The organism is Methylotuvimicrobium sp. KM2, assembly GCF_038051925.1.
Taxonomy (GTDB): Bacteria; Pseudomonadota; Gammaproteobacteria; order Methylococcales; family Methylomonadaceae; genus Methylotuvimicrobium.
Genome location: NZ_CP150634.1, coordinates 2,438,155 through 2,455,412 on the forward strand (window position 1 = coordinate 2,438,155; position 17,258 = coordinate 2,455,412).

Sequence of the window (17,258 nt, forward strand, 5' to 3'; positions counted from 1 at the left end):
TTTTAAATACATGAATATGTTTAATATTAAAACGTTATTTTCCTTGAAATTTGATATATGTATTCGAACTACCATTTTCAGCATTTCTTTGTTCAGCTTTCACAAAATCAAGAGATGTGATTAGTTTACCTAATTTGGTATATCCATAATTCCTCGCATCAAACGAGGTATCTACACGTTGAATATAAGAACCAACACCTCCCAGGTTAGCCCATCCATCATCTTCTGAAGCCGAATCGATCGCTTCCTTAATTAATACCTTTAGGTTTTTATCATTCAACGAATATTCTGTGGATTTTTTTGCTTCATTACTATTGCTTTTTTGTTCAGTCCCATTATTACTTACTGAACTGCTGGTAAGATCATTAACATCTTCTTCCATAATGGTTTCAGTAAAAATAAATTTGTTGCAAGCAGCTCTGAATGCTTCTGGTGTTCTTCTTTGACCTATTCCAATTACTTCTAAACCTGACTCTCTAATTCGAGTTGCTAACTTAGTAAAATCACTATCACTTGAAACAAGAAAAAAACCATTGAACTTACCTGTATAAAGAAGATCCATCGCATCAATTATCAAAGCTGAGTCTGTTGCATTTTTTCCAGTGGTATAACCAAACTGTTGAATTGGCTGAATAGCGTGTCTATTTAAGACTTCTTTCCAAGATCTAAGTTGTGAATTAGTCCAATCCCCATAACATCTTCTGGATGTTGTTTCTCCATATCTTGCTGCTTCATTTAATACTGCTTCTATAGCTTTAGCTTGGGCATTATCTGCATCTATTAATAATGCGAATCTTTTTGTTTCTGACGGATACACCATATATTTCCTTTTGAAGTCACGCACGCTACTGTGTCGTTAAACATCAGTTATAAACCACTCTTCAAACTCGCTTCAATAAATTGATCTAATTCGCCGTCGAGCACGGCTTGAGTGTTTCCGGTTTCGACGTTCGTGCGCAGATCCTTGATGCGCGATTGATCCAAGACATACGATCGGATCTGACTGCCCCAGCCGATATCGGATTTGGAATCTTCAAGCGCCTGCTGTTGTTCGCTGCGTTTCATGATTTCCATTTCGTATAACTTGGCCTTGAGCTGTTTCATCGCGGTGTCTTTGTTTTTGTGTTGCGAACGATCGCTTTGACATTGCACGACGATGCCGCTCGGACCATGGGTAATCCTTACTGCAGACTCGGTACGGTTGACGTGCTGACCGCCTGCGCCGCTGGCCCGGTAAACGTCGATGCGCAAATCGGCCGGATTGATATCGATATCGATATCATCGTCGATTTCGGGAGATACGAAAACCGAGGCAAATGAGGTATGGCGGCGGTTGCCGGAGTCGAACGGCGATTTTCTTACCAATCGATGCACGCCGGTTTCGGTACGCAGCCAACCGAAGGCGTATTCGCCTTCGAACTTAATCGTTGCGCTCTTGATGCCGGCGACATCGCCCGGCGACTCTTCGATCAATTCGGTCTTGAAACCTTTCGCTTCGCCCCAACGCAGATACATGCGTTCGATCATCGAAGCCCAATCTTGTGCTTCGGTGCCGCCGGAACCGGCCTGAATATCGAGAAAGGCATTATTCGCGTCCATTTCGCCTGAGAACATGCGCCGAAATTCGAGTTCGGCGACTTTTCTTTCGAGTTGATCAAGGTCGTTCGCAACCGTATCGACGGTTTCTTCGTCTCCCTCTTCTACTGCCATCACTAGTAACTCTTCGGCGTCGGCGAGGCCGTGATCCAATTCGTTGATCGTATTGACGACTTTTTCGAGTTGCACCCGTTCCTTACCCATAGCTTGAGCCTGTTCGGGGTTGTTCCAAATTGAGGGGTCTTCGAGTTCTTTCAGAACTTCGACGAGGCGTTCGCTTTTGATATCGAAGTCAAAGATACCTCCTAAGCGCGTCGCCGCGGCTTTTGAGGTCGGTGATTTTGTTTTTGATAGGATTAATTTCTTGCATGAATTTTTATAATCTAATGAAACCGAAAGACCATTGGCCGAGCATTGACTCGCAATTAATCAGCCTCATGGAACAACATTAGATTATATACGATTAGCGCGTTTCATTCATAAACGAAAAACGATTGAACGGCTAATCCCAACGGTCGTCGCGAACTTGAATACGGTGGTTTTCGATACGCAAAGGAAAACAGGGGATGTCTTCATAAGCCGGCGCGGACTTGACAGCGCCGGTTTTGACGCAGAATCGAGCGCCGTGTCTCGGGCAAATGATTTCGTCTCCGTCGAGTTCGCCGCTGGCGATTTCTGCGCCGTCATGCGTGCATACATCCTCGATCGCGAAAAATTCGCCGTCTATTTTGAATATCGCGACGTCGGCGCCATCGACTTCAACAACGACATGTTCGCCATCGGCCAATGCATCTTGATCGACGACATCTATCCAATCGGACATGATAACTCCTCTCCTCTATTTTAATTTTTAACATACACATCGTAACGCAACAGTTTGCCCTGAAAACTCTGGCTCGGTTTGCCACCTAGCGGCTCTGCATAATCTGGGCTCTTGACGACCACTTTCTTGGCTGTCGCCTGCATCGCGGCTTCGAACAAGGCGTCCTTATCCGGGTCATCGCCGAGTAGTTCATGCAGGATCGTCATCGATTTTTTCGCCAATGCCGATTTTTTGCGTTTCGGCGGAAACATCGGATCGATATAGATGCAGTCGGGTTTCGGATCGAGCCCGGCGAAAACTTCAATAGCATTGCCGGCGATCAATTCGGGTAATTCGAGCGATAAGTTTTTGACCCACTCCAATTCGCCTAAACGCCGAAAAGCATCTTGCAATAACTCGACCATGACCGGCGAACGTTCGATGCAGCGCAAACGATAGCCCATTCTGAAAATATGCAGGCTGTCTTGGCCCCAACCGGTCGTCGCGTCGACGACGGTCTGCGTTTTTCGTCCCAAGGCTTGGCCAAGCGGCGTGTTTTTCGGCGCGGGCCAGGATCTTTGCTCGCCGGGCCGTGGTTCGATATCGACCGCCAGACCGCCTTTTTTCAGCAATTCCCGATCGAGCAATTTCAACGCGCCGTCGCGCCAGGTCAGAAAATAAGGCTCTTGATGATCACCGCCCCCGGTTCTGAGCGGCACATTCAGGCATTCGGCCAATTGTTGATAATCACCTAACTCGCCCTGCCCGGTATAGAGCACGGCCAGTTTGCCGATATAGGGATGTCCTGCCAATGAATTATCCTAAATTCGGCAATGTAACCATGAAACGCATGAAGTTATTGAAATATTTCAATAGGATATACATAAACGTTGAGTAACCTTTAAGGAGAACAAAACTGTTTTGCTAATGCATGGCAAACTATTGAATTAACTTCTTATTCTTCATGATCTTCATGGTGAAATGCTTTTTAGGATTACTCAGTCGAAACCGCTTGTTTTTCGTTCTTCAGCGCGGCGTCGAGCGTATGCCAAGCCAGAGTCGCGCATTTGACGCGGGCAGGATACTCTCTGACGCCGGCCAACACGGCCAGCTTGCCGACGGCTTCGAGATTGAACTGTTCGTCCTTGCCGGTCGTCATTTCGTGAAAAGTCTTGAACAAGGCTTCGGCTTCGGCTTCGGTTTTGCCTTTGACGATTTCGGTCATCAATGAAACCGACGCGGTCGAAATGGCGCAGCCTGAACCCTGAAAGCTCGCGTCTTCGATCACATCGCCGTTCATTTTTAAGTAGAGCGTCAGGCGGTCGCCGCACAGCGGATTGAAACCGTCCACTTTCCTATCTGCATTCTCGATGATCCTGAAATTACGCGGATTGCGGTTGTGGTCGAAAATGACCTCTTGGTAGAGATCTCTTAAATCGTCAAACATTAACCAAATACCTCTATTAAAGATTCTATGCCGTTCATCAATACATCGATTTCCTGTTTCGTATTATATATCGCGAACGATGCTCTCGCGGTTGCGGGCACTTCGAAAAAGTCCATGACCGGCATCGCACAGTGATGCCCGGCTCTCACCGCGATGCCTAAGCTGTCCAGCATCGTGCCGATATCGTGCGGATGGATTTTGTCCAGTACGAAGGATAGGATCGCACCTTTTTCTTCTGCTTCGCCGATGATTCGAAGGCCTTTGATTTTCTTCGCCTGTTCGGTCGCGTAATCGAGTAGCTCGGCTTCGTAAGCGGCTACAACATCCATGCCGATTTCGTTCAGATAATCGATTGCCGCGCCAAGGGCTATTGCGTCGGCGATGCCCGGAGTACCGGCCTCGAATTTATAAGGCAGCGTATTGTACTCGGTTTCTTCGAACGTGACTTTGCGAATCATGTCGCCGCCGCCTTGATACGGAGGCATCCTTTCCAGCAAGGCTTGTTTGCCGTACAACACGCCGATGCCGGATGGACCGTATAGCTTATGGCCGGAAAAAGCATAAAAATCGCAATCGAGATCGAGCACATCGACAGGCATGTGAGGTATCGCTTGTGCGCCGTCGAGCAGTACCGGAATGTTCTTTTCATGTGCGGCCGCGATGATTTGTCTGACCGGATTAATCGTACCCAAGGCATTAGACATATGAGCGACCGAGATCAGACGCGTTTTATCGCCGATCAATTTGAGGAATTCGTCGAGAATCAGTTCGCCGCGAAGATTGATCGGCGCGACTTTCAGTATCGCGCCGGTCTGCTCGCACAACATTTGCCATGGCACGATGTTGGAATGGTGTTCCATCCCGCTGATTAGAATTTCGTCGCCGGCTTTGACGTTGGCTTTGCCGAAACTTTGCGCGACCAGATTAATCGATTCGGTCGTGCCCTTTGTGAAAATGATTTCCTTGTCCGAACCGGCGTTGATGAAATCCTTGATTATTTCCCGAGCGCCTTCGAATTTGTCGGTCGAGCGGACGCTGAGCGTATGCACTCCGCGATGCACATTTGCATAATCATGGCGATAGACATGGCTGATGCAATCGATCACGGCGTTCGGTTTCTGGCTAGAAGCCGCATTGTCCAGATAGACCAGCGATTTATTACGGATTTTCTCGTTCAGGATCGGAAAATCGCTGCGTATTTTATCGATAGGAAATGGTGTCATGGTTTGCTTGTTTGGCGTATATTCTTTATATTTTACTTTTTGAAAATCAAACGGTTTCAATTATGGCGATCGCAAATCCTCGAAAACATCTGACCGATATCGACGAGTGGCGGAAACTCGGCGAAGCCGACATTTTTCCGCCCGACAGCCGTCTCGAACTGATCAACGGAGAAATCTTGGAAATGTCCCCAATAGGCTGCAACCATGCGGGTCATTTGAACCGCATCCTCAATAAGTTATTAAAACTACTACCTAGTGAAACGGCGATTGCCAGCGTTCAAAACCCACTACAACTCGGCGATCTGTCCGAGCCGGAACCGGACTTCATGCTTTTGAAACCGAATCCGGACTTTTACTCGACCCGTCATCCTGTCGCCGTCGATGTGTTATTGCTGATCGAAGTCGCCGATTCGTCGCTCGAATTCGACCGTAACCAGAAAATGCATCTTTATGCCTTACACCGGATTCCCGAGTACTGGCTGCTCAATCTCAACGAGGCCAGCGTCGAAGTTTACCGAAAGCCGACCGGCGATCTTTATGCCGAGAAACGCACCTTGACGACCGGCGATTCGATCGCCCTGTCCGAACTCCCCGGCATCACGATCGATATCGGTGACATAATTTAGGCTTTTGTCATTTAAAACCACAGAGGACACCGAGTTCACAGAGGTGTCAGTACTAATGGCTCTGTGTTCTCTGTGGTTGACTTAACAATCATTGAACCAAGGCGGCGAGAAAGCGCAGCGAAATCCCGGCAAATACCACTTACAGCCAATCTTGCGTGATCCCCTGCTGCGGAAAGCGCTTCAGCACTTCGGCAAGCACCAGATCGTGCAGGCTTTTTTGCGTGATCTTCGTGACCATCTCGTTCGCGAACGCGAAAGTCAGCATGTTACGGGCGGTTTCCTCATCGACGCAGCGCGATTGCAAATAAAACACCGACTTTTCATCGAGCTGTCCGACCGTGACGCCATGCGCGCATTTGACATCGTCGGCATAGATTTCCAGCTGCGGCTTAGTGTCGGCTTCAGCATCGTTCGATAACAATAAATTGCGGTTGTTCATTTCCGAATCGGTTTTTTGCGCATCCTCGGCGACCACTACTCGCCCTTGAAACACGCCGCGCGCCCTGCCGTCCAGAACGCCTTTATAAACTTCGCGACTGACTGCATACGGTTCAAGATGATTGATGCGCGTATGGTTGTCGAGATGCTGACGCTTGATACCCAGATACAAACCGTTCAAATTACATTCGCTCGCATGGCCGAGGTCGACATGAATATCGCTTCTCGCCAACAAGCTTCCGAAGGCGAAATTGTGATGATTGAAGCGCGCGTCACGAGCCTGTTTCACATAAGTACCGCCGAAGTGATAGGCTTTTTCCGATTCGCATTGCGCTTTATATAGAGTCAAATCGGCATTTTGTTCAACGAAAACTTCGGTGACCGCCGCCGATAGATAGGCTTGATCGACGCCGATGTAGGTTTCGATCATTTGCGCCTGCGCCATCGATTCGGCAATCACGAGATTACGCGTCGCCGCCAAGCGATTCGGGTCGGTGACGACATGCAGCAATTGCACGGGCTTTTCGAGCAAGGTTTTGGTCGGTATGCGTATGAATGCGCCATCGCCGAACCAAGCGGTATTAAACGCGACGAAACTGTGCTCATCAATGCCAACCGCTTTGCCGAAGTAAGGTTCGACTTGCTCGGCATCGGTTTCGAGTAGTTCGTTTAGGCTCTTTATCGTGACGTTTTTCGGAATACCTGCTAGGTTGGACAATTCAGCCGAGTAATAGCCGTCGACTAGCACGATTTGCCAGCAATCGGTCAAACGATAATTGTTGAGCCAAACGTTGTCGATTTTTTGATCGCTCGGCTCAAGGTTCGGTTCGAACAAATTTTTCTCGATGCCGGATACGTTCGTATAGCGCCATTCTTCTTCCCGCAGCGACGGAAAACCGCGCCCGGAAAATTGCTTCAGCGCCTCATTGCGCAATTCGCGCAGCCACGGCAGCGATCCGCCGGGCAACTTCGCTTCGATTTTCGAATATTCTGCCGTATAACGGCTAGCGGTTTGCGTAGTCATATCAAGCGGCCTGTTTGTTTTCAACCCAGCTATAACCTTTTTCCTCGAGCTCCAATGCCAATTCCGGCCCGCCCGATTTGACGATTTGTCCGTGCGCCAAGACATGCACGAAGTCCGGCTTGATGTAATCGAGCAGTCGTTGATAATGCGTAATCATCACGAACGAACGCTCCGGCGAACGTATTGAATTAACGCCCTCGGCGACGACTTTCAATGCATCGATGTCGAGACCGGAATCGGTTTCGTCGAGAATGCATAGCTTCGGTTCCAACACCGCCATTTGCAGGATTTCGTTGCGCTTTTTCTCGCCGCCCGAGAAGCCTTCGTTGACGGCCCGGTACAGGAATTTTTCGTCCATTTCTAGCAGACGGACTTTTTCTTTGATCAACGTCAAAAAATCCATCGCGTCGACTTCGGGCAAGCCTTGGTGCTTGCGGATCGAGTTTAGCGCAGCTTTCAATAAGTAAATATTGCTGACCCCCGGTATTTCGACCGGATACTGAAAGGCCAAGAACACGCCTTCGCGGGCCCTGATTTCAGGCGCCATTTCAGTCAGATCTTTGCCTTCATAAGTTACTTGACCTTGGGTAACGGTATAACCGCTTTTGCCTGACAAAACATGGGATAACGTGCTTTTTCCGGAACCGTTCGGCCCCATGATGGCATGAATTTCGCCAGGTTTCACTTGAAGATTAATACCTTTCAAAATTGGTTTGTCGCCCACGCTGACGTGGAGATTTTCAATATTGAGCATGTTTTTTTCCTAAAAATTATATGGTTTGATCGTTATAAAGCCACGTTCATTAGATGATGGTCGCTAACCTACCGATCCTTCCAAACTGAGCCCTAACAAAGCCTGCGCCTCGACTGCAAATTCCATCGGCAATTCCTTGAAGACCTCTTTACAGAAACCGTTGACAATCATGGAAACCGCGTCTTCGGCCGAAAGTCCGCGCTGCTGGCAGAAAAACAATTGATCCTCGCTGATTTTCGATGTCGTCGCCTCGTGTTCGACCTGCGCTGAAGGTTGTTTGACCTCGACATAAGGGAACGTATGCGCGCCGCATTTGTCGCCGACCAAGAGCGAATCGCATTGCGTATAGTTGCGCGCATTCTCGGCACCTTTCAAGACTTTGACCAAGCCGCGATAAGTGTTCTGCGCCCTGCCCGCCGAAATGCCCTTAGAAATGATCGTGCTGCGCGTGTTTTTGCCGATATGAATCATTTTGGTGCCGGTATCGGCTTGTTGATAATTGTTAGTCAACGCGACAGAATAAAATTCTCCGATCGAATTATTGCCGGTCAATACACAGCTTGGATACTTCCAGGTGATCGCCGATCCGGTTTCGACTTGCGTCCACGATACCTTGGAGTTTTCACCACGGCAATCGGCGCGCTTAGTCACGAAATTATAGATACCGCCCTTACCCTCCTTGTCGCCGGGATACCAATTTTGTACAGTTGAATATTTGATTTCGGCATTATCCAATGCGATCAATTCGACGACTGCGGCATGTAATTGGTTCTCGTCGCGCATTGGCGCTGTGCAGCCTTCGAGATAACTGACATAGCTGCCTTCGTCGGCGATAATCAAGGTTCTTTCGAATTGTCCGGTGTTGGCTGCATTGATTCGAAAATAAGTCGACAACTCCATTGGGCAGCGTACGCCTTTCGGAATATAAACGAAAGAACCGTCGGTAAACACGGCAGAGTTCAGTGCTGCGAAAAAATTATCTCCGGTCGGCACGACCGAGCCGAGATACTGTTGAACCAAATCCGGATATTCGCGCAAGGCTTCGGAAATCGGGCAAAAAATTACCCCGGCTTCTTTCAGCTTACTCTTAAATGTAGTCGCGACCGAGACGCTGTCGAACACCGCATCGACTGCAACACCGGCTAGGCGCTCCTGTTCGTCGAGAGGAATGCCGAGTTTTTTGTAAGCTTCAAGAATTTGCGGATCGACCTCGTCGAGACTTTTTGGGCCATCTTCCTTACGCTTAGGAGCCGAATAATAACTCACTGCTTGATAATCGATCGGATCGAACTTGACGAAAGCCCACTCCGGCGACTTCATCGTTTGCCAATGACGAAACGCCTTCAGTCTGTACTCCAGCATAAACTCGGGTTCATTTTTGATTTTCCAGAGTTTATAAATCACTTCTTCGTCTAGGCCGGGCGGAAAAGTATCGGTTTCCAATTCCGTAACAAAGCCTTGCTTGTATTCTTTTCCGATCAGTTGTTCGATTTCTTTTGCGCTTGCTGACATTTCGTTCTCCGTCGTTACCGGTAAAGACTCGCTACCGGCACATAAAATTCTTCCGGCTTCGATGCCGGCAAAATCAAATCCGCTAGTGTAATTGAATCAAGCGCATTAAAGATGGCTTGATTGATTTTCCCCCAACTGCCGCGAATTTCGCAGCCGCCGGCCTGTTCGCAGTTTTGTTGCGAAATACTGCATTCGGTTAAAGCAATAGGGCCTTCTACGGCGCTAATAATGCTTGCCACAGTAATATGTTCGGGTAAGTTCGCCAACTCATAACCGCCTTTTGCACCTCGAGTCGAACAAACTAGACCCGCCTTGGCGAGTTGCTTTAAAAGCTTACTAACCGTTGCCGGTGCAATACCGGTGATATCGGCGATTTCATTGGCGGCATGCATCTGGAATCGGTTTTTTGCCATATAGCTTAAAATCACTGTCGCATAATCTGTTAACTTGCCTAGACGCAACATACCCTGCTCCAAAAATTCAGGACTATTTTAGTCCTATTTAATACCATAGTAAAGCACTTGGTTATTATTTTTTCATTAGGCTTTTTTATGGGGTTAGGTTAATCATGGGGTCGCATGCCAATAGCGCCGATGGGCTAGGCGTTGTGCTTCCAATTTTAGCGTGTGTTTTGTTGTCGTTACGGTCAAAGCTCCATAGCGGCCAGTATCAAACCAATTAATGTTTAAATCATCCAAACGTTCGATGACTTCTTGATGAGGAAATCCGAAACGGTTCTTATAGCCGGATGGAATTAGCGCATAACTCGGGGAAACGGCTTGCAAAAATGCATGCGTCGAAGATGTCTTACTGCCATGATGCGGAACGATCAAAATATCGGCAAGCAAATCGTAAGCGTATTTTTCAATTAACCAAGCTTCAACGTTTTTTTCAATATCGCCGGTCAACAAGATGCTGCCTTGTTCTGTAACAACCTTGAGCACACAGGAGTTATCATTGCTCGAACGAAAAACTGCTTCTTCACCTGGCGCCAACATAATAAACGAGACGCCGTCCCATAACCAACTTTGACCGGTTCTGCAAAAATCCACCGATACATGGTCAATTCGCTCCGGCACACTACTCAAAACTGCACCCGTTCTAATACCCCTGAGTAATGTAACCGCGCCGCCGATATGGTCGTTATCGCCGTGACTGATAATAAGTTTATCGACTCGATCGATTCCATGATAACGTAAAAACGGCAACAAGACCGATGTGCCGCTATCCGATCCGGAATCGAAACGAATTCCGGTATCGAATACCAAAACATGTTTTGCGGTTTGCACTACGGTAGCCAAACCTTGGCCGACATCGAGCAAGGTTAGCTTGACCTCTCCATCTTCCGGACGATCCAAGCTTGGGAAAAATAATGGACAAAGCATTAGGTATCCCAACCAGCGTCCGGTTAATCCCCGCGGCATCAATAACATAAAAACACCCAGCACAAAAAAAGCCACGGCAATCAACGTAGGCTGAGGATAAGATACTGTCGAGAATGGCCAATCGGCTAATTCAGCCAAAAACCAAAGCAACACTCTTAATATCGTATCGATTAACAACAATAGAGGTTGGGCTAACTCAGGGATAAGCCATAGAAGAATCATGGAAGGAAGCAGAATGGGTACAACCAGAAAGCTAACGACAGGAACTGCAATTAAATTTGCCAGTGGCGCAATTAATGACGTTTGCTGAAAAAAGAATAACAATACCGGCGCAAGCGCTAATGTCATCGCCCAATGAATTTTTACTGCCGCCAGCCATCGATTTGTTTCCTGAAGTCGCCCTCCTGCAATGAAGACTATAAAGATAACCGCCAAAAACGAGAGCCAAAACCCGGGTGATAATATCGCCAAGGGATCCATCGCCAGTACGGCAAATAAAGCTAACGCTAATGTATTGGAGAGACTGACGTTTCTTTGCCAAATGACCGAGAACATAACTGCTGCCAACATGATCAAGGCGCGTTGCGTAGGCACCGAAAACCCGGCCAAACCGGCATAGAGCGCAGCGATAGACAGAGCCGCAAGCGCGCCGGCATGATGGGGCGACCATCTCAATATTCCGGTTCTGGTCCAGAATTTAACGACCGTTAAATAAATCAATCCTGAAATCAGCCCGATATGCAAACCGGAAATCGCTATTAAATGAACGGTTCCGGTGTTACGGAAGATAGTCCATTGCGCTGAACTAAGCTCCCGCCTTTCGCCGATTGCCAGAGCCTTGATGATGCCGATTGTATCGCTTGAAACGCCGGCATTATTAAGCTTATCCGAAAGTTGTTGACGCCAAATTGAAACATTAAAAAACGACGACTTGTCCGAAACTATTACAGGCGACGGTCTCTCACGAACATAACCGGTTGCCCCGATACCTTCGCTCAGTAACCAACGCTCATAATCGAAACCGCCCGGATTCAAATTGCCATGCGGTCGTTTTAGCTTGACCGAAAACGACCAATACTGGCCGGCTTTAATTTCATGCTTGGGATTATACCAACTCAAGCGCAGTTTCTTAGGGATGCCTTCAGGACCTTGAATATCGGTTAGGTTGAAACGAACACGCCTATCGCTTAGACTGGGCAGCCCGGTAATGCGTCCCTGTATCGGTATTATCTTGCTTTCCAAATCGATCGGGAGTCGATTCGATAAAGCAATCGAAGCATAAACAATCGCCCACAGCATGCCGAACAAAAAGGTAGCGGATTTTCGAAATTTTAGTCTGAGTAAAATTCCGATCAGGACGCAAGCAGAGGCCAGCCAATGCCAATCATCAGGTAATTGTGGAAATTGTTGAACAATCCAAATACCGGCTGCGAAGAAAAACGCGGATCTAGCCATCAGTTCTCCGAGTTATTTATGCTTTTTCGGCTTTTAAAAACCTGATAAACTAAAGGCCTGAAAAACTATAATTACAAAGATCATGCCTAAAAAGCTCATCAAAAAGTATCTGCCTCATCCCGATAAAATCAAAGAACACAAAAATCTACAGTTTTTGGGTGAGCGTTTGCACGAGCCGAATTTATGGCATTTAAACCGCCGTTCGGTAGCGCTGGCTTTTGCAATCGGTTTATTTACAGCTTGGATTCCTGTCCCCGGCCAGATGGCAATCGCCGCGGTTGGCGCCTTTTATTTTCGGGCCAATTTACCTTTGTCGGTCGCGTTGGTGTGGATCACTAACCCATTTACGATGCCGCCGATGTTTTATTTTGCCTATCGAGTCGGACTGCTACTGTTGGCGAGAAATCCGCATGAAGATGTTGAATTTACCTTTGAAAATGCCATGGCGGAACTAGGCGATATTTGGGCCCCATTTTTGTTGGGCTGCTTGGTCATCGGCACAATAAGTTCAGCTGCCGGCTATTTCGGCATGAGCAATCTGTGGCGCTATCATGTCGGTAAGCGCTGGATTAAGCGGCAGAAGCGTTAGTTTCTTTGCGCTATGAGACGGCTCTAAAAATAACAGTTTCGTGGGAATTATTCACAACCCTATAGTTTCCATGCTCCAGCGCTTGCCGTTATACACATCTCCTTCGAGATACGTTGTTGGCCGTCCAGCGCAATAGCAACATCACGCAATCGCCGGAACTAAAGTAGGGTACGCTGCGCGTACCATGGCGACTCCGCCAATAGTAACCCAAGCCCTTATGGTTTGACCTGGGCAGGGTTTCGGTCATTAGGTACGCGAAGCGTACCCTACAATTTATGTATAACGTTGTTCGCAGAGCGTGGGAATGCCTGAGTACCGCTCCAGCGGTACGAGACGCCAGAGCGTCTCGGTCTTCATTCCCACGCCGGAGCGTGGGAACGATAGGGGGTGTGAATAATTACGTTACGTTTCGTGCAAATATCTGAAAGCTGATGAAATATGAATGAAGCGATCTTGACAAGGGATAGAAAAGCCGCATCATTTCACCATTCACCATTCACCATTCACCATTCACCATTCACCATTTAGTGATTGACGATCAGACCATCTTCCATATGCAACACGGTATCCATGCGCTGAGCCAAATCCGGATCGTGAGTGACAATTAGGAAGCTCACTTTAAGTTCACGATTCAACTCTAACATTAGTTGATAAATTTGTTCGGCCGTTTTGCTGTCTAGATTACCTGTCGGTTCGTCCGCTAATACGCATTTCGGTTGATTAATCAATGCTCTGGCAACGGCGGCCCGCTGCCGCTCTCCACCGGAAAGTTCACCGGGCTTATGTTCCACTCGATGCCCCAATCCGACTCGTTGCAATAGCTTATCGGCCTTATGCCGAGCTTGACCGACCGTTTCACCGCCGATCAACAAAGGCATCGCTACATTTTCCAATACCGTGAACTCGCCTAGCAAATGATGGAATTGGTAAATGAAGCCCAAAGAGCTGTTTCTCAGTTTATTTAATTTAGTCGAATTGACTTTATTGAGATTGACTCCGTCCAAAACGACTTCGCCGCCATCGGGTTTATCGAGCCCGCCGAGCATGTGCAGTAAGGTGCTTTTACCTGAACCCGAGGCACCCATGATGGCCACACGTTCGCCAATGCCGATATTTAAATCGACGCCTTTCAACACATCGACATTGAGTCCGCCTTGCTTGAAACTCTTCGTCAAATCGCGGCATTGTAAAATAGTCGAATCATTCATATCTTAAAACTTCCGCGGGATTGATTTTTGATGCTTGCCAGGCCGGATAAAGAGTTGCGAGTAACGATAACGAGAAAGCCATTCCTGCGATTGTATACACATCCTCCCATTCCAGTTTTGAAGGTAACTCACTGATGTAATAGACATCGGCCGCCATGAACTGTACACCGAAAAACTGTTCGATCGCCGGCACAATGGTTTCGACATTCAGCGCCAAAGCAATACCTCCTGCAGTACCTAGCAAAGTACCGACCACACCGATAATCCCACCCAAAACGACGAAAATTCCCATGACCGAAGGCGAAGACAGGCCCTGAGTTTTCAAAATGGCAATATCACCGCGTTTATCCGTTACCACCATGACCAGCGTCGATACAATATTGAAAGCGGCCACCGCAACGATTAGTAGTAAGATAATAAACATGACCCGCTTTTCGGTTTGAATCGCGCGGAAAAAATTACTGTGCGCTTGCGTCCAATCGCTAACTCGATAATCCTCATACAAGGCTTGAGCGATTGATCGGCTGATTTGCGGCGCATTGAACAAATCGTCAAGCTTTAAGCGTAGACCGGAAACCGCTTCCCCCATTCTGAACAATCTTGACGCATCATCTAAATGGATAATCGCCATGTTTCGGTCATACTCATACATGCCCACTTCGAACACACCGCTGACGGTAAATCGGCGCATACGAGGCAATATTCCGGCCGGCGTCGATGTAATTTGAGGGGTGATTACAGTAATCTTGTCTCCGACCATCGCACCGAGATAGGCGGCCAATTCCGCACCTAAAACGATATTGTATTCACCGGGTATTAGCTGTTCGAGCGAACCGGCCTTCATTTTTTCAGCAACTTCGGAAACCTGATGCTCCACGCTCGGCAGGATGCCTCGCAGCATCGTGCCGCTGACTCGTCGGTCCGCATTAATCATGACTTGGCCGTTAATGAATGGCGCTGTCCCTTCTATATTAGGATAGCTTTCAATCAAGCCATTTAGTTTTTGCCAGTCATCCAATTGGCCATCAAGCCCTGTGACGGTGGCATGTGAAGTCATACCTAAAATCCGTTCACGCAATTCCGCTTCGAAGCCGTTCATCACCGACAAGACGGTGATCAATGCGGTCACTCCCAAAGCAATGCCAAGTATAGATGTGAGCGTGATGAATGAAATAAATTGAGTGCGGCGTTTGGCCCGCGTATAGCGCAGGCCAATATACAAAATGAGAGGTTTAAACATTCAGTGATGGATAGAGGATGGACGGAATTAGGATTTTTTGCAATTAACGCACAATCCATATAAATACAAGCTATGATCGGTTAATTCATAACCCAGCTTGTCGGCAATCTCTTTTTGCCTGCTTTCGATGACCGGGTCGGTGAATTCGTCGACTTTTCCGCATTTGACGCAAACAATGTGATCATGATGACCGCCAGTATTTAGTTCGAAGACCGAATTTCCACCTTCGAAATGATGTCTTGCAACCAAACCAGCGGCTTCAAATTGAGTTAAAACCCTATAAACAGTGGCTAGCCCGATTTCTTCATTTTCACTCAACAGAATTTTGTAAACCTGTTCGGCAGTTAGATGACGATCGTCTTTTTGGCTTTCAAGAATTTCAAGAATTTTAACGCGAGGTAGAGTGACCTTTAAGCCTGCGTCCCTTAAATCTTGTTTTTCCAAAATAAAATCTCCTATCAAAAAATGGATCGTTTTGCTTTCCGGGATAAATTAAATCTAGTAGGTACCAGAAAATGTAGCGAACTGAAAAGCAAAAAGCTATTGTAGCCTTTTTTTACTCGTAATGAGCATACAGTTTAACAGTACAGAACTGCATTCTAGGATAATTATTGCAATTGATGTAAGATTGCTGTTTTGCTTATCCCTTAGACGCTAAATGAAAAAGCCGCTTGTCTTTTCATGCTTCCTAGCAAGCTTTACACTCGCCTCATGTACAACCATCATGGAAAACTTGCCGGGTGTCTATACTTTGGATATTCAACAAGGCAATATGATCGACCAGGAAATCATCGACCAGTTGCGTCCCGGCATGAATAAGCGCCAGGTTTTATATATCATGGGCTCGCCCATGTTGCTCGACCCTTTTCAAAAGCAACGCTGGGATTATATTTTTTCTGAACAATTGGAAGGCGGAGCTAGACTGCAAAAAAAAGTGACGCTGCTCTTTGATGAGGATCAATTGATAGGAGTGCAAGGCGATTTCAGACCCAGCTCAAAGCCCACAGAACGAGTTTCACACGAGACAACGATTGTGTTGCCCAAGCGGAAATTGGATAAAACAGTTTGGGAAAAAATAACCGGTGTGTTTGGTAGCGATGAAACATCAAGTAGCACGATCGAGTTCAAAAAACCGACCGACAACAACACAATCGACAATGATCCGCTGACTTCATCCTCCAGGATTAATTAGATCAAGAATTCCTTCAGAGCGTTGAACTTTCTGAAGGAATTTTACAAGCCAATCACTTATTCTTTTGCAGCCTTGCTTCTTCTTGACTCCTTAGGGTCGTGCAGCAAGGGTCGGTAAATTTCTACCCTGTCAAACTCCTTTAGTACCCGATCCAGTTTGCAGGCGCTACTAAAAATACCCACCTTGGCTTGAGACAAATCGATTTCAGGAAAGCGCGTTATAACCCCGGATTTTATAATAGCTTCCTCGACTGTTGCACCCTCCGGTACTGTAGTGTTTAAAATAACCTGCTGTTCCGGTTTAGCATAAGCGACCTCTACTCGAATGAATTTTTCAGCCATATATTTCCTTTGCACGCTCGGTAAACGAGGCCACCATAGTATTGCATATTTGATTAAAGACAGCCCCGAAAGCCAGGCTCGCTAATTTTCCGGACATTTCGAATTCAAGATCCAATGAAATTTTACTCGCATCCTCACGCAGAGGCATAAAGTCCCATTTGCCTTCCAGGTGCGTGAATGGCCCGTTCAGTAGTTCAATCGTAATCCGACCGCCATGGTCCAGTTGGTTACGGGTTGCAAACGATTTTTTGAAACCTCCCTTGGCAATCATCAATTCGGCTTCGACAACATCGTCCTTGCGAGACAAAATCCTGCTGCCTGAGCACCAGGGTAAAAACTCCGGATACGCTTCGATATTATCGACTAGGTCGAACATCTTTTGCGCGGAGTATTTAACCAGCGCGCTTTTTTGTACCAACACCATTT

General features: G+C 47.2%; 19 protein-coding genes. 3 read left to right on the forward strand and 16 right to left on the reverse strand.

Annotation, left to right across the window (positions count from 1 at the left end; all coding sequences use genetic code 11):
* Positions 1 to 34: 34 nt before the first annotated feature.
* From WJM45_RS10330 to WJM45_RS10355, 6 genes are all read right to left on the reverse strand, one after another.
* Complete coding sequence (locus tag WJM45_RS10330; protein WP_341328846.1) at positions 35 to 844, reverse strand: NYN domain-containing protein; 810 nt, start codon at positions 842 to 844, stop codon at positions 35 to 37.
* A 23-nt stretch (positions 845 to 867) separates the two neighbouring features.
* A protein-coding gene (gene prfB, locus WJM45_RS10335) for a peptide chain release factor 2 (protein ID WP_125219503.1) occupies positions 868 to 1,966 on the reverse strand; the annotation gives its coding sequence in 2 pieces (ribosomal slippage) (positions 868 to 1,890 and positions 1,892 to 1,966; 1,098 coding nt in all).
* Positions 1,967 to 2,098: 132 nt separating this feature from the next.
* The gene (locus WJM45_RS10340) at positions 2,099 to 2,419 is read right to left on the reverse strand and encodes a non-heme iron oxygenase ferredoxin subunit (protein ID WP_341328847.1); all 321 of its coding nucleotides are present in this window, start codon (positions 2,417 to 2,419) and stop codon (positions 2,099 to 2,101) included.
* Between the two features lie 20 nt (positions 2,420 to 2,439).
* Complete coding sequence (locus WJM45_RS10345) at positions 2,440 to 3,210, reverse strand: class I SAM-dependent methyltransferase (protein ID WP_341328848.1); 771 nt, start codon at positions 3,208 to 3,210, stop codon at positions 2,440 to 2,442.
* 182 nt (positions 3,211 to 3,392) lie between these two features.
* Positions 3,393 to 3,845 (reverse strand): Fe-S cluster assembly sulfur transfer protein SufU, encoded by a 453-nt coding sequence (gene sufU / locus WJM45_RS10350; RefSeq protein WP_341328849.1) that lies wholly within the window; start codon positions 3,843 to 3,845, stop codon positions 3,393 to 3,395.
* Positions 3,845 to 5,068, reverse strand: coding sequence for a cysteine desulfurase (locus tag WJM45_RS10355; protein ID WP_341328850.1), 1,224 nt, complete (start codon positions 5,066 to 5,068; stop codon positions 3,845 to 3,847). The genes sufU and WJM45_RS10355 overlap by 1 nt, the downstream gene beginning before the upstream one ends.
* A 62-nt stretch (positions 5,069 to 5,130) precedes the next feature.
* Between WJM45_RS10355 and WJM45_RS10360 the strand changes: the two genes are divergently transcribed.
* A complete protein-coding gene (locus WJM45_RS10360; protein WP_341328851.1) occupies positions 5,131 to 5,694 on the forward strand; it encodes a Uma2 family endonuclease in 564 nt (187 codons plus the stop codon).
* A 139-nt stretch (positions 5,695 to 5,833) separates the two neighbouring features.
* Here the strand turns inward: WJM45_RS10360 and sufD are convergent, their stop codons facing one another.
* From sufD to WJM45_RS10385, 5 genes are all read right to left on the reverse strand, one after another.
* Complete coding sequence (sufD, locus tag WJM45_RS10365) at positions 5,834 to 7,156, reverse strand: Fe-S cluster assembly protein SufD (RefSeq protein ID WP_341328852.1); 1,323 nt, start codon at positions 7,154 to 7,156, stop codon at positions 5,834 to 5,836.
* 1 nt (position 7,157) lies between these two features.
* Entirely contained in the window at positions 7,158 to 7,910 is a 753-nt protein-coding gene (gene sufC, locus WJM45_RS10370; protein WP_341328853.1) for a Fe-S cluster assembly ATPase SufC, read from the reverse strand.
* A gap of 63 nt (positions 7,911 to 7,973) precedes the next feature.
* On the reverse strand, positions 7,974 to 9,422 hold the full coding sequence (gene sufB / locus WJM45_RS10375; RefSeq protein ID WP_341328854.1) for a Fe-S cluster assembly protein SufB: 1,449 nt from the start codon (positions 9,420 to 9,422) through the stop codon (positions 7,974 to 7,976).
* Positions 9,423 to 9,436: 14 nt separating this feature from the next.
* Positions 9,437 to 9,886, reverse strand: a complete 450-nt coding sequence (locus tag WJM45_RS10380) for an SUF system Fe-S cluster assembly regulator (RefSeq protein ID WP_341328855.1) — start codon at positions 9,884 to 9,886, stop codon at positions 9,437 to 9,439.
* Between the two features lie 102 nt (positions 9,887 to 9,988).
* Positions 9,989 to 12,262: a DNA internalization-related competence protein ComEC/Rec2 gene (locus WJM45_RS10385; RefSeq protein WP_341328856.1), complete on the reverse strand. Its 2,274-nt coding sequence runs from the start codon at positions 12,260 to 12,262 to the stop codon at positions 9,989 to 9,991.
* Positions 12,263 to 12,344: 82 nt separating this feature from the next.
* On the opposite strand from WJM45_RS10385, the gene WJM45_RS10390 reads away from it, so the two are divergent.
* A complete protein-coding gene (locus WJM45_RS10390) occupies positions 12,345 to 12,851 on the forward strand; it encodes a DUF2062 domain-containing protein (protein WP_341328857.1) in 507 nt (168 codons plus the stop codon).
* A gap of 524 nt (positions 12,852 to 13,375) precedes the next feature.
* Here WJM45_RS10390 and lolD read toward each other — a convergent pair.
* Genes lolD through fur form a run of 3 tightly spaced genes read right to left on the reverse strand, consistent with a single transcriptional unit; the run spans position 13,376 to position 15,746 of the window.
* Positions 13,376 to 14,059 (reverse strand): lipoprotein-releasing ABC transporter ATP-binding protein LolD, encoded by a 684-nt coding sequence (lolD, locus tag WJM45_RS10395; RefSeq protein ID WP_341328858.1) that lies wholly within the window; start codon positions 14,057 to 14,059, stop codon positions 13,376 to 13,378.
* Positions 14,052 to 15,299, reverse strand: coding sequence for a lipoprotein-releasing ABC transporter permease subunit (locus WJM45_RS10400; protein WP_341328859.1), 1,248 nt, complete (start codon positions 15,297 to 15,299; stop codon positions 14,052 to 14,054). The genes lolD and WJM45_RS10400 overlap by 8 nt, the downstream gene beginning before the upstream one ends.
* 27 nt (positions 15,300 to 15,326) lie before the next feature.
* Complete coding sequence (gene fur / locus WJM45_RS10405; RefSeq protein WP_328285801.1) at positions 15,327 to 15,746, reverse strand: ferric iron uptake transcriptional regulator; 420 nt, start codon at positions 15,744 to 15,746, stop codon at positions 15,327 to 15,329.
* Positions 15,747 to 16,023: 277 nt separating this feature from the next.
* Between fur and bamE the strand changes: the two genes are divergently transcribed.
* Positions 16,024 to 16,491, forward strand: coding sequence for an outer membrane protein assembly factor BamE (gene bamE / locus WJM45_RS10410; protein ID WP_341328860.1), 468 nt, complete (start codon positions 16,024 to 16,026; stop codon positions 16,489 to 16,491).
* Positions 16,492 to 16,547: 56 nt separating this feature from the next.
* Here bamE and WJM45_RS10415 read toward each other — a convergent pair whose 3' ends face one another.
* Together WJM45_RS10415 and WJM45_RS10420 are read right to left on the reverse strand one after the other, a co-directional pair.
* Positions 16,548 to 16,817, reverse strand: a complete 270-nt coding sequence (locus WJM45_RS10415; RefSeq protein WP_341328930.1) for an RnfH family protein — start codon at positions 16,815 to 16,817, stop codon at positions 16,548 to 16,550.
* A 7-nt stretch (positions 16,818 to 16,824) separates the two neighbouring features.
* Positions 16,825 to 17,256, reverse strand: coding sequence for a type II toxin-antitoxin system RatA family toxin (locus WJM45_RS10420; RefSeq protein ID WP_125219487.1), 432 nt, complete (start codon positions 17,254 to 17,256; stop codon positions 16,825 to 16,827).
* Between the last annotated feature and the right edge of the window lie 2 nt (positions 17,257 to 17,258).

Excerpts from the sequence above, each read along its gene's own strand:
- WJM45_RS10340 (WP_341328847.1), bottom strand. The coding sequence starts at position 2,419 with ATGTCCGATTGGATAGATGTCGTCGATCAAGATGCATTGGCCGATGGC.
- sufB (WP_341328854.1), bottom strand. The coding sequence starts at position 9,422 with ATGTCAGCAAGCGCAAAAGAAATCGAACAACTGATCGGAAAAGAATAC.
- WJM45_RS10355 (WP_341328850.1), bottom strand. The coding sequence starts at position 5,068 with ATGACACCATTTCCTATCGATAAAATACGCAGCGATTTTCCGATCCTG.
- sufU (WP_341328849.1), bottom strand. The coding sequence starts at position 3,845 with ATGTTTGACGATTTAAGAGATCTCTACCAAGAGGTCATTTTCGACCAC.
- sufC (WP_341328853.1), bottom strand. The coding sequence starts at position 7,910 with ATGCTCAATATTGAAAATCTCCACGTCAGCGTGGGCGACAAACCAATT.
- WJM45_RS10385 (WP_341328856.1), bottom strand. The coding sequence starts at position 12,262 with ATGGCTAGATCCGCGTTTTTCTTCGCAGCCGGTATTTGGATTGTTCAA.
- WJM45_RS10390 (WP_341328857.1), top strand. The coding sequence starts at position 12,345 with ATGCCTAAAAAGCTCATCAAAAAGTATCTGCCTCATCCCGATAAAATC.
- WJM45_RS10400 (WP_341328859.1), bottom strand. The coding sequence starts at position 15,299 with ATGTTTAAACCTCTCATTTTGTATATTGGCCTGCGCTATACGCGGGCC.
- WJM45_RS10360 (WP_341328851.1), top strand. The coding sequence starts at position 5,131 with ATGGCGATCGCAAATCCTCGAAAACATCTGACCGATATCGACGAGTGG.
- lolD (WP_341328858.1), bottom strand. The coding sequence starts at position 14,059 with ATGAATGATTCGACTATTTTACAATGCCGCGATTTGACGAAGAGTTTC.
- sufD (WP_341328852.1), bottom strand. The coding sequence starts at position 7,156 with ATGACTACGCAAACCGCTAGCCGTTATACGGCAGAATATTCGAAAATC.
- bamE (WP_341328860.1), top strand. The coding sequence starts at position 16,024 with ATGGAAAACTTGCCGGGTGTCTATACTTTGGATATTCAACAAGGCAAT.
- WJM45_RS10380 (WP_341328855.1), bottom strand. The coding sequence starts at position 9,886 with ATGTTGCGTCTAGGCAAGTTAACAGATTATGCGACAGTGATTTTAAGC.
- WJM45_RS10420 (WP_125219487.1), bottom strand. The coding sequence starts at position 17,256 with ATGGTGTTGGTACAAAAAAGCGCGCTGGTTAAATACTCCGCGCAAAAG.